Consider the following 10,828-nt stretch of genomic DNA (forward strand, 5'->3'; position numbering starts at 1 on the left):
CGGCGTGGCCGTGGGCACGCACTCGTCACCGAATACCGCTACGACTGCCAGCATCGGCTGATCGGCATCACCCAACCCAACGGCCAAACCGCCAGTTACCGCTACGACCCGTTTGGGCGGCGCATCAGCAAAACCGTGGACGGCATAACCACGGAGTTTTTCTGGCAAGGCGACAGGCTGATTGCCGAACACCATGCAGACCGCCATCGCAGCTATCTCTACGAACCCGACAGCTTTCGTCCACTGGCCCTGTTGGAAGGTTTCGACCCAGAAGAAACGAAGCCGTATCACTACCAACTCGACCACCTCGGCACGCCGCAGGAACTCACCGATCCCGACGGCGAAATCGTCTGGTCCGCGCACTACCGCGCCTACGGCCAGATCAGCCGACTCGACAAAGGCACAATCGACAACCCGCTACGTTTTCAGGGGCAGTACTTTGATCAGGAAAGCGGGCTGCACTACAACCGCCATCGCTACTACAATCCGGATATTGGGTGTTACCTGACGCCTGATCCGGTGAAGCTGGCGGGTGGGATCAACGCGTATCAGTACGTGCCCAATCCTACGGGGTGGGTAGATCCGTTAGGCTTGAGCACATGTCCAGGTGGAGATGGATGCAAGCCAAGCACGAGCGTTCCGACGCCCACGGCAAGTGTCAATCACGGAGAGCCCGCTTTACCGCAACTGAGACGTGCGGAACGACAGGCAAGAATTGATGAACTTGCAGAAGCTAACGCTTACAGGCGCTTGGAAGAGCTAGAAAAAGCAACACCGGGCGCGCACTTTTTGGAAAAGCACGGCGCGCAAACAACACTTGAGTCTCAGCTTGAAAGAATCAGAACAGCGAAAAACCCTACAACGGGAATTGTTGAAATCTACACATCAGGCCCCAATAACGGAGAACCAAAATACCCACCTGCTGCAACACACTATCTGACTCACAGGGATCAATTGAATTCGATATATCGAGCACAGCTGATCTTTAGGATAAACGGCCACGCAGCATCGCTAAAACCAATGGACATGGGAAAAATTATTGGCGAAGGATATTCCAGCGAGAGCAGGCAGTATAGTCAACAAAGCAAAGCTCGAGTAATACTGGACAAAAACGGAAAACCTAAAACCGCTTATACTGAGTGATGAGTATGAAAAGAAAGCCGAGCATGTCGATAATTCGTGGTTTACTCTTCACTTACGACATTGAGAATACGGATGATCTGGAGCGAGAGCGTCTTATAGCCTCGAAAAACGTAAACACTGAGAACGAGCTCATCGAACTCTTTGATGAATTAACCCAACCCGAGTTCTTGTCTTATACAAAGCCAGAACAAGAGTGGTTTATTGAATCGATAGAGCACCACCTTGCTAATAACGATAACTTTGATTCAGTATTTAAAACAATGACAACTTATTTCAGCGAGCCAGTGACTGATCAGCAAGCATTTATGAGAGTGCTGCTGGACCGCCTGAAACAATACAACGGTACTCATAAATCGCAGAAGTGAACTCGACACCACCTGCCACCTGTGGCGAGCAAGCCTGCTCACCACAAGGAATGAAGGCTCAGCCAAATTGAATGGGCGAGCCTCCCAGGCTGATCAGCGTTTACTCAGTTCCATAATCATCCGACTCAACAAGTAAATACGCGGTGCCACGCTCTCCACCTCCGCATACTCCTGCGGCGTATGAATATTCCCCCCTACAATCCCAAACCCATCCAACGTCGGCGTGCCCACCCCGGCGGACAAACTGGCATCCGCCGCCCCGCCGCTGCCTTCAATGGTCAACTTTTTACCCAACTCCCCATAGATCCCCTGGGCAATCGCCACCAGTTTGTCCGACTCCGGTGTCTGCGGCATGGGCGGCAGGCCGCGTTTGAGGCTGGTGGTCACTTCGGTTTCCGGGATCAACTTGTTGGCGGAGACCCGCACCAAGTCCTTCTCGATCCGGTCGAACTCTTCCGGCAATGCCGCACGCACATCGGCCTTGGCGGTGGCTTGGTCGGGGATGACGTTGGTGCGGTCGCCCGCGTTGATCACGGTGAAGTTGATGGTGGTCTTCTTGTCTTCATCGCCGAGTTTGCCCAGTTGCAGAATCTGGTGCGCGGCTTCCATGGCGGCGTTGCGTCCCAGCTCCGGGGCGACGCCGGCGTGGGCGGCTTTGCCTTTGACTTCGACCACGGCGGTGGCACTGCCTTTGCGCCACACCACCAGGCCGTCGGCTGGGCGGCCGGGCTCCAGGTTCAGCGTGACGTCGTGGGCCTTGGCGGTGTTACGGATCAGTTCAGAGGCGATGTCGGAACCGGTTTCTTCGCTGGCATCGAGCAGGAAGGTAATCTGTGCATAGTCCTTGAACCCTTGGTTCTTCAGGACTTTGAGCGCGTAGATGCCGGCGACGATGCCGCCCTTGTCATCCATCACGCCGGGGCCATAGGCGCGGCCATCCTTGATATGAAACGGCCGTTCGGCCGCCGAACCTTCCTTGAACACGGTGTCCATGTGGGCCATCAGCAGGATTTTGGCCTTGCCGTCGCCCTTGAGGGTGGCGATCACATGGCTGCTGTTGGCGGCGGCATCCGGCACCCGTTCAATGGTGAAGCCCAGTTGTTTGAGTTCATCGACGGCGATGTCACTCACCTGGGTCAAGCCTGGCCCGTAGCCGGAGCCCGAATCGATATTCACCAGGCGCTCCAGCAGTTTCAAGGCCGGGGCCTTGTACTGCTCGGCGTCGGCCTGGATCTGTTTGTGGGGTTCGGCGCTGTAGGCCGGGACTGCAAAAGACAAGGCCAACGTGGCGGCCAGGAAAGTACGCGGGAAGGTGAAGGGCATGAACCGATCCTTGTTTTTTGTTGGGGTGCCGCCTCACCCTACCCCACTAGACCGACCGCAACCAAGTGCCTTGCACCGAACTGACCCGGTTGCGCCCGCTGCTCTTGGCTTCATACAGCGCCAGGTCTGCCTCATTGAGCCAACGGGTCGAGTCGGCGTGCCCTGGTTGATACGGCGCCAGGCCGATGCTCAAGCTGGCGCGCAATGACGGGTCCTGGGCGTAGGCCAACGCGTTGAAGCGATCGCGCAACGCATCCATCACTTCGGTGGCGCGGTTGAGCGGCATGCCCGGCAGGATCACGCAGAACTCATCGCCGCCATAGCGCCCGGCCAGGTCAGTGGCGCGCAGGTTCTGGCGCAGCACTTTGCCGAGCTGGCGCAGGACGATGTCGCCGGTGACGTGGCCATAGGTGTCGTTGATAAGCTTGAAATGGTCGATGTCGATCAACGCAATCGCGGCCCCTTGCTGTTCGCGGCAGCAACGTTGGAACTCGATCTCCAGGTGGTCTTTCCACGCGCCATGGTTGAGCAGGCCGGTCAGGCTGTCGGTGCGGCTCAGCGCCAGCAGTTCGCGTTTATGCCGGGCCAGGGTCACCGCCTGGCGGTAACAGATCCAACCCAGCGCCAGCGGGTACACCATCAGAATCGGCAGGCAGGCATAGAGCTGGACCGGGGTGGTCGTGGCGATAAAGGCCGGGGTGAATATCAACAGCGACGTGCCGATGCCCAGCGCCTGCGCCGCCCAGCCCGCCAGCATGAAGCGCGGACCGCCGATGGCGACGTTGTTCATGGTCATCATCGACAGGGTCGTCACACCGGGAAGCGGGTTGAAGTGCATGGCCGCGACCCAGAAACCGCCGCAAAACGAATCGAACAGCAAATTGCGGCGCTCACTGCGCAGCGTATGGGTAGTCCGCAACGAGCGCTGAAAGGCCACGACCGGCCAGACAAAGGCGTTGATCACCATCCAGGCCCACACCCATGGCGCCGGATCCAGCGGGTACATGCCAAACACCACGCACACGAAACCGAGCGTCAGCCCCAAGGTGCGGGATTTATACAAACGGGTAGCGAGCGGAAGTCCTTTTCCTCCGACGGCTGGCATGGAGGGCTGTAATCCTGGATGAATGCCTGGAGTCTATCAGGGCGCCAGCAATTAGCCACCATTGCTCACTCCCCCGCCAAAACATTCAGTGGGAAAAACCGCGGGCCAGCATCAACGCCACCCCCAGCAGCAGCACCGCCGTGATCCGCTGCAATAGCACACGGCGCTGGGGGTTTTCCAGCACGTGCTTGATGCGCTGGCCGAAGTAGCAATACAGGCAACCGCTGGCAAATTGCAGCACCAGAAAGGTCGCCCCGAGGATGGCGATATCCACCGCTGCACGGTGCTCCCCTGCCCCGGCGAACTGTGGGAATACAGCGCTGAACATGATGAGGGTCTTGGGGTTGGAAAAGCCGGTCAGCAGTCCTTTGCCGAACAGGCTGCGCGAGCCCTCCACGGCAGCCGCCTTGCCGATCGACACGCCGCTGCCGGTCCACTGCTTGTAGGCCAGATAGAGAATGTAGGCCACTCCGACCAACTGAATGGTCAGGGTGATGGCGAGATTGCCCTTGATCAGTGCCGAAAAGCCCACGGCAAAGATCAGGATGGAAATCAGGTACGACACACTGGCACCGAGTTGCGCCGGGATCGAACTGCGCAAACCGCTCTTCAAGCCCAGGCTCAACAGCAGCAGGGTCATGGGGCCGGGGCTGAAGGTCATGGTGGCGCAAAACAGCAGGAAGTAGAGAAACGAAGAGAGCGTCAATGCGCTGGTCATGGCCTTGGACCTGAGACGAGAAGGCGTGCAGTTTAGGCAAGCGGCGTTGCATAAGGCAGGTAAAGTCAGGCCTAATCCGGCCGAACTTCACCGGTAAAATCACCGGTAAACACAAGGAAGGTTTATGTTTATACCCGCCATCGCGTTTGTGAACGGCACACCCAAGGTGCAGCAGATCGTCGAGGCGTTCAGCCAGCTCATCGAGACCGGCGAATGGGCACCCGGCAGCAAGTTGCCGTCGGTGCGTGAGTTGACCCAGGCCCTGGGTGTCAGCAAGTTCACCCTCAACGAAGCCCTGGACCGCCTGCGCGGGCGCAACCTGCTCACCTCCAGCCAGGGCCGTGGCTACTTCGTGGCGATGGACAGCACGCGTCCGGTCTCGGCGGCGTGGATCGACCTGCTGCCCCAGGACCTGCTCAGCGTGCTGCGTCGCCCGCTGGTCACCGCCGGCGGCGAGCTGCGCCCCGGCGGCGGCCACCTGCCGGAAGCTTGGCTGGACGCCGAGGGCATCCGCCAGGCCATGCGCAGCGTGGTGCGCACGCCGTCGTTGCGCATCGCCGGGCTGGGCACGCCCGCCGGACTGCTGCCCTTGCGCCAGGCCCTGCAACAGAAGCTGCATGCCGACGGTTTGTCGGTCCCGGTGGAACAAATCATCACCACCCCCAACACCCTGCAGGGCCTGGACATGCTCATGCGCCTGCTCGCCAGGCCCGGCGACACGGTGCTGCTGGACGCACCGTGCTATTTCAACTTCCACGCCAACCTGGCGCTGCACGGCGTCAAGGTGGTGACCATCCAACGCCGCCCCGACGGTTTCGATTTCACCGCCCTCGAACAACTGCTGGCCGAACACCGTCCGAGCCTCTACCTGACCACCAGCGTGCTGCATAACCCCACCGGCCACTCCTTCAGCCCCAGCCAGGCGTTTCGCCTGTTGCAACTGACCCAGCAGTACCACTGCCATATCGTCGAGGACGATCTCTACGGCGACCTGCACCCCAACCCGCCGCCACGCCTGGCCACCCTCGCCGGGCTGGATCAGGTTACCTACCTGTCGGGTTTCTCGAAGATCCTCAGTGCCAACACCCGCGTCAGCTTCGTGGTGGCCGCGCCGCAACTGGCCGCCAACCTGACCAATATGAAGTTGATGAGCGGCGGCGTGACCTCGGAACTGTTCGAGCAGATCGTCTACCGCATGCTCAGCGAAGGCAGCTACGCCAAGCACCGCAAGCGCATGGTCCAACGCCTGATGGAAGCCGGCGGGCGCGTGGAGCAATGGCTGCGGCGCTGCGGGTGCGAGTTGCCGATGGCCTATGAGGGCGGGATGTTTATCTGGGCACGCCTGCCAGCGGGTGTGAACGGCGAATGGTTGGCCCAGGAAGCGTTGAAACTCAGCCTGGTACTGGCGCCGGGCGCGCTCTTCGGCTACGACCCGGCCCATCGCGATTCGATGCGTTTCAACGTGGCCCACAGTGATGAGCCACGGGTGCAGCAGGTGTTTGAAGCGCTGTTACTCGAGGCCGTGGGCGCCCCTTGAGCAGCCGCTCAGCGCCGATGGGCCAGTGAACGTACGCAACGGTCCCCCAGGCTTTGCACGCCTTGCACCAGCACCACCAGCACAATCACCGTGACCACCATGATCTGGTTATTGAAGCGCTGGTAACCATAGCGAATCGCCAGGTCCCCCAGCCCGCCACCGCCGATCACCCCGGCCATGGATGAAAAGCCGATCAGCATCACCACGGTCAAGGTCACCCCGGCCACCAACGCCGGCAGGGCTTCGGGCAGCAGTACCTTGAGAATCACATGGCGAACATCACCGCCCATGGCCACGATGGCTTCGATGCGGCCCTTGTCCACCTCATCAAGGGCGGTTTCGACAATTCGCGCAAAGAACGGAAACGCGCCAATGGTGATCGGCACCACGGCGGCAGTGCTGCCCAAGGTCGTGCCGACGATCAAACGCGTCAGCGGGATCAGCGCAATCAACATCACCACAAACGGCAATGAACGCCCCAGGTTGATCACCCCACCCAACGCCCGGTTAAGGCGCGGCAAAGGCAGCAGGCCGTCGCGTCGGCTGACAAACAGCAACACCCCCAGCGGCAGACCGATCAACAAAGTGAACAGTCCGGCCAACAGCACCATATAGAGGGTTTCGCCCGTGGCGTTGAGCAGCAGCTGCAGGATGTCGTTCCAGTCGGTTTTCATACGGCCCTCACCACCTGCCGGCTCGGCGCCAGCGAGCGGCCCAGGCGCGATGATGGGTCAGCCTGCAATTGCAGCAGCGTGCCGCTTTCCAGCACGCGGCCATCGGCCAGGGACACCGCGCTGTCGCAGATCGCCTTGACCACCTCCAGCTCATGGGTAATCAGCACGATGGTCACCCCGAGTTGCCGGTTGATGTCGCGTAACAGCTCAAGGATCGACGCGGTGGTTTCCGGATCAAGTGCGCTGGTGGCTTCATCCGACAGCAGATACGACGGCCGCGCCGCCAGTGCCCGCGCAATGCCGACACGCTGCTTCTGCCCGCCAGACAACTGCGAGGGAAACGCCGCAGCCTTGTCGCTGAGCCCCACCAGTGCCAGCAACTCATCAACCCGCGCCGCACGCTCAGCCCTGGGCACGTTGCCGATTTCCAGCGGCACCGCGACATTATCCGCCACGTTGCGCGAATGCAGCAGGTTGAAGCCCTGGAAGATCATGCCGATGCGCTGGCGCTGCTGGCGCAGTTGCTTGTCGCTCAACAGCGTCAAGTCCTGGCCATCCAGCAGGATGCGCCCGGACGTCGGCCGTTCGAGCAAGTTCAGGCAGCGCAGCAAGGTGCTCTTACCTGCGCCGCTGCGCCCGACAATGCCGAATATCGCGCCATCGGCGATCTGCAGCGACACGTTATCCAGCGCCGCCGGCTGACCATCGGCGTAGGTTTTGCTGACCCCCTCGACAACGATCATTCGACCGCCACCGGGATCACGGAGCCGGCGTATTTCTCGGTGATGAATTTGGCCACCGCCGGCGAGCGCAGATCGTTGGCCAACTTCTGGATACGCGAGTCTTGCAGCAGCTTGGGCGTGGTCACCAGGATATTCGCGTAGGGGTTGCCCTTGGCCTGCTCCAGCCCCAGCGCATCCTTGGCTGGTTCCAAGCCCGCTTCCAAGGCAAAGTTGCCGTTGATCACAGCCAGGTCTACATCCTCCAGGGCGCGAGGGATTTGCGGCGATTCGATCTCCAGGATCTTCAAGTGCCTGGGGTTTTCGGCGATGTCCTTGGGCGTGGCCTGATCTTTGGCGGGGTCATTGAAGCCGGGCTTGAGCTTGATCAAGCCGTTGGCTTGCAACAGGTACAACGCACGGCTGAGGTTGGTGACGTTATTCGGTACAGCGACGGTGCCTTTGTCCGGCACTTGGGCGAAGCTGACATGACGGCGCGAATAGATCCCCAGCGGTTCGATATGCACGGTGGCGGCCACGGCGAACTTCTGGCCGAGGGCCTGTTCCTGGGAGTTGAGGTACGGCAGGTGCTGGAAGTAATTGGCGTCGACATCGCCATGGGCCAGCAACTCGTTGGAGTTCACACCGCTGGGGATCTCGATGATCTTCAGGTTCAGGCTCGGGTCGAGCTTCTGCACGTATTCGAGGATCTGCGCATGGGGAATCGGATCGACGGCCACACGTAGCGGATCGGCAGCCGACACACTGAATGAGGCCAGCAACGCCGCCAGGGTAAGGGTGGCTTTTTTCAACATGAGTGATCTCCTGATCAGGCGGACAGCGCTTGGGGCAACGTGGCGTCGGCATAGAAACGTTGGGCGACATCGGGGTGGGAGCGCAGGCGCCCCTTGAGGTAGTTCCAGCCCACATCGCGCAACAAAGGGTTACGCGGATCGCTGGTGGGGCCATGGGCATCGCGCAGCAGTTCGGGCGCCAGTTCATAAACCGGCACCACCGCATCCAGTTGCGCGCCGAGGAAAAACGCCAGGGACAAGCGCTCGCTGCCCACCGGCGGCGACACCACGCGGTGCACGGTGGCACGCAGGTAGCCGTTGCTGGCCAGTTCGAGCAGTTCCCCGATATTGACCACCAGGGTGTCTGGACGCGGCACGGCATCAATCCAGCGTCCGTCCTCCACTTCCACCTGCAAACCGGCCTGCTGGTCTTGCAACAGGAAACTGAGGAACCCGGAGTCCTTGTGCGCCCCCACACCCTGGCGACTTTGCCCGGCATGGCGGCCGGGGTAGCGGATCAGCTTGATGTGTTCGTTGGGCTTGTCGCCGTACAGCGGGTCAAAGGCGTTTTCCGGCAGGGACAAGGCCTGGGCGAAGGCACGCAGCAGGCGCAGGGCCATCTGCGTCATTGCTTGCTGCCAACCAAGCACCAGCGGTTTGAGTTGTGGCAAGGCCGTCGGCCATTGATTGGGGCCTTGCAACCGCGCCCAGGCTGCCGGAGATTGATCCACCGCCAAGGGCGCGCGCTCGGCGCCGACATCGAACTGTTCGCGCAGGTCCGGCTCGCCACGGGTGATCTCTGAGGCTGCACGGTTGTAGCCACGGAAGTGAGGCGAGTTGAGCATGCCGACCGCTAGCTTGTCGGTCTCGGGCAACGCAAAAAAAGCCCGCGCCTGCTGCTGTAACTCCGTCAGCAGCGCCGGGTCAATCCCATGGCCGGTGAGGTAGAAAAAACCGATATGTCGCGCCGCCAGGCGCAGCTCGTCGAGGAACTGCTGGCGCTGTTGCGGGCTGCCGTCGAGCTGCGACAGATCCAGCAACGGCAAAGTAGTGATTGACTGCACGTGGGCCATCTGCGGCTCGCTCCTTGAACAGAACTCTCTGGAAGCGTCCAAGCTAAACGATCTTAAAAACCTCTAATAAATATCTTTTTAGACTTAGCTTAAGCACGTTGGCGGGTGTTCAGCGTGCTCGATTGGCCCTGCGACAGTCGATCCTCTCTTGTGCGTTGACCAGCTCTGTTACACACCATATAGTGTGCCAACAACCACAACAGACCACTACATAGTGTGCGGCATCGGTAATCACCGACCACACTCTGCGCAGTATTTCAATGCCTGGCAGCCTGCAAATCGTATTTTTTTGGACGGGTTCACATGCCGTCAAAACAGAACAGAAGGGAGTATTTCAATGCTGAGTTGGGATGAAGTCGACAACGAGGACACCGGTGCAGCCGTGATCAAGGGCGCCAACGCCGGCCACGCCACCGAAGCCAACATGGACCGCCTCGACGGTGCCGGCGCCGCCGCCGCCATCGAAGCCCGCGCCGTCACCGCCAGTGACTCCGCCGCCATCGTGCGCGCCAAGGCTGCCCTGGACAAACTCGACGTCGCCGAAGGCCTCGCCGAACTCGAAGGCGCCTCCGCCCGCGTCGCTGTTGACGAAAAGCGCATGATCAACTGCCGCGCCGACCTCAACCAACTCGTGCCCTTCAAGTACGACTGGGCCTGGCAGAAATACCTCGACGGCTGCGCCAACCACTGGATGCCGCAGGAGGTCAACATGACCGCCGACATCGCCCTGTGGAAAAACCCCGAAGGCCTGACCGACGACGAACGCCGCATCGTCATGCGCAACCTCGGCTTCTTCTCCACTGCGGATTCGTTGGTCGCGAATAACCTGGTCCTGGCCGTGTACCGCCTGATCACCAACCCGGAGTGCCGCCAGTACATCCTGCGCCAGGCCTTCGAAGAAGCGATCCACACCCACGCCTACCAGTACTGCATCGAATCGTTGGCCATGGATGAAGGCGAGATCTTCAACATGTACCACGAGATTCCATCGGTGGCTAAGAAGGCAGCCTGGGGCCTGAAATACACCCGTTCGATCTCCGATCCGAAGTTCGAAACCGGCACCGTCGACACCGACAAGGAACTGCTGCGCAACCTGGTCGCCTACTACTGCGTGCTGGAAGGCATCTTCTTCTACTGCGGCTTCACCCAGATCCTGTCCATGGGCCGCCGCAACAAAATGACCGGCGTGGCCGAGCAGTTCCAGTACATCCTGCGCGATGAGTCGATGCACCTGAACTTCGGTATCGATGTGATCAACCAGATCAAGATCGAAAACCCGCACTTGTGGGATGCCGAGATGAAGGAAGAAGCGACCCAGATGATCCTGCAGGGGACTCAGCTGGAGATTGAATATGCGCGGGATACCATGCCGCGTGG

General features: G+C 60.4%; 11 protein-coding genes. 4 read left to right on the top strand and 7 right to left on the bottom strand.

The features are described from left to right. Both BLQ09_RS30730 and BLQ09_RS30735 read left to right on the top strand, forming a co-directional pair. Positions 1–1,143, top strand: a 1,143-nt coding sequence (locus BLQ09_RS30730; RefSeq protein WP_139202152.1) for an RHS repeat domain-containing protein, incomplete at its 5' end; no start/stop codon positions are given. A gap of 5 nt (positions 1,144–1,148) precedes the next feature. Next, positions 1,149–1,508 carry a hypothetical protein gene (locus BLQ09_RS30735; protein WP_092359824.1) on the top strand — a complete coding sequence of 120 codons (360 nt, stop codon included), beginning with the start codon at positions 1,149–1,151 and terminating at the stop codon, positions 1,506–1,508. A 93-nt stretch (positions 1,509–1,601) separates the two neighbouring features. On the opposite strand, the gene BLQ09_RS30740 is transcribed toward BLQ09_RS30735, so the two are convergent. From BLQ09_RS30740 to BLQ09_RS30750, 3 genes are all read right to left on the bottom strand, one after another. Continuing rightward, positions 1,602–2,831 (bottom strand): M20/M25/M40 family metallo-hydrolase, encoded by a 1,230-nt coding sequence (locus BLQ09_RS30740; RefSeq protein ID WP_092359808.1) that lies wholly within the window; start codon positions 2,829–2,831, stop codon positions 1,602–1,604. A 46-nt stretch (positions 2,832–2,877) separates the two neighbouring features. Continuing rightward, complete coding sequence (locus tag BLQ09_RS30745; RefSeq protein ID WP_027608110.1) at positions 2,878–3,936, bottom strand: diguanylate cyclase; 1,059 nt, start codon at positions 3,934–3,936, stop codon at positions 2,878–2,880. Between the two features lie 85 nt (positions 3,937–4,021). Continuing rightward, positions 4,022–4,654: a LysE family translocator gene (locus tag BLQ09_RS30750; protein ID WP_027608109.1), complete on the bottom strand. Its 633-nt coding sequence runs from the start codon at positions 4,652–4,654 to the stop codon at positions 4,022–4,024. A 124-nt stretch (positions 4,655–4,778) separates the two neighbouring features. Between BLQ09_RS30750 and BLQ09_RS30755 the strand changes: the two genes are divergently transcribed. Further along, positions 4,779–6,191, top strand: coding sequence for an aminotransferase-like domain-containing protein (locus tag BLQ09_RS30755; RefSeq protein WP_092359810.1), 1,413 nt, complete (start codon positions 4,779–4,781; stop codon positions 6,189–6,191). 8 nt (positions 6,192–6,199) lie between these two features. Here BLQ09_RS30755 and BLQ09_RS30760 read toward each other — a convergent pair whose 3' ends face one another. The 4 genes from BLQ09_RS30760 to BLQ09_RS30775 are packed head-to-tail and all read right to left on the bottom strand — an operon-like array spanning position 6,200 to position 9,451. After that, a complete protein-coding gene (locus BLQ09_RS30760; protein ID WP_092359812.1) occupies positions 6,200–6,865 on the bottom strand; it encodes a methionine ABC transporter permease in 666 nt (221 codons plus the stop codon). Beyond that, a complete protein-coding gene (locus tag BLQ09_RS30765) occupies positions 6,862–7,608 on the bottom strand; it encodes a methionine ABC transporter ATP-binding protein (RefSeq protein ID WP_092359815.1) in 747 nt (248 codons plus the stop codon). The genes BLQ09_RS30760 and BLQ09_RS30765 overlap by 4 nt, the downstream gene beginning before the upstream one ends. Continuing rightward, positions 7,605–8,399, bottom strand: a complete 795-nt coding sequence (locus tag BLQ09_RS30770) for a MetQ/NlpA family ABC transporter substrate-binding protein (protein WP_092359817.1) — start codon at positions 8,397–8,399, stop codon at positions 7,605–7,607. The genes BLQ09_RS30765 and BLQ09_RS30770 overlap by 4 nt, the downstream gene beginning before the upstream one ends. A 14-nt stretch (positions 8,400–8,413) precedes the next feature. Continuing rightward, the gene (locus BLQ09_RS30775) at positions 8,414–9,451 is read right to left on the bottom strand and encodes an isopenicillin N synthase family dioxygenase (RefSeq protein ID WP_092359819.1); all 1,038 of its coding nucleotides are present in this window, start codon (positions 9,449–9,451) and stop codon (positions 8,414–8,416) included. A gap of 337 nt (positions 9,452–9,788) precedes the next feature. Here BLQ09_RS30775 and BLQ09_RS30780 point away from each other — a divergent pair. After that, a partial coding sequence (locus BLQ09_RS30780; protein ID WP_092359821.1) for a ribonucleotide-diphosphate reductase subunit beta occupies positions 9,789–10,828 on the top strand: 1,040 nt, incomplete at its 3' end.

The organism is Pseudomonas sp. NFACC25, from assembly GCF_900100935.1.
GTDB lineage: Bacteria > Pseudomonadota > Gammaproteobacteria > Pseudomonadales > Pseudomonadaceae > Aquipseudomonas > Aquipseudomonas marginalis.

Bases quoted from the DNA above. Each gene is read 5' to 3' on its own strand.
- BLQ09_RS30735 (WP_092359824.1), top strand. From the start codon at position 1,149: ATGAAAAGAAAGCCGAGCATGTCGATAATTCGTGGTTTACTCTTCACT.
- BLQ09_RS30770 (WP_092359817.1), bottom strand. From the start codon at position 8,399: ATGTTGAAAAAAGCCACCCTTACCCTGGCGGCGTTGCTGGCCTCATTC.
- BLQ09_RS30750 (WP_027608109.1), bottom strand. From the start codon at position 4,654: ATGACCAGCGCATTGACGCTCTCTTCGTTTCTCTACTTCCTGCTGTTT.
- BLQ09_RS30745 (WP_027608110.1), bottom strand. From the start codon at position 3,936: ATGCCAGCCGTCGGAGGAAAAGGACTTCCGCTCGCTACCCGTTTGTAT.
- BLQ09_RS30760 (WP_092359812.1), bottom strand. From the start codon at position 6,865: ATGAAAACCGACTGGAACGACATCCTGCAGCTGCTGCTCAACGCCACG.
- BLQ09_RS30775 (WP_092359819.1), bottom strand. From the start codon at position 9,451: ATGGCCCACGTGCAGTCAATCACTACTTTGCCGTTGCTGGATCTGTCG.
- BLQ09_RS30755 (WP_092359810.1), top strand. From the start codon at position 4,779: ATGTTTATACCCGCCATCGCGTTTGTGAACGGCACACCCAAGGTGCAG.
- BLQ09_RS30765 (WP_092359815.1), bottom strand. From the start codon at position 7,608: ATGATCGTTGTCGAGGGGGTCAGCAAAACCTACGCCGATGGTCAGCCG.
- BLQ09_RS30740 (WP_092359808.1), bottom strand. From the start codon at position 2,831: ATGCCCTTCACCTTCCCGCGTACTTTCCTGGCCGCCACGTTGGCCTTG.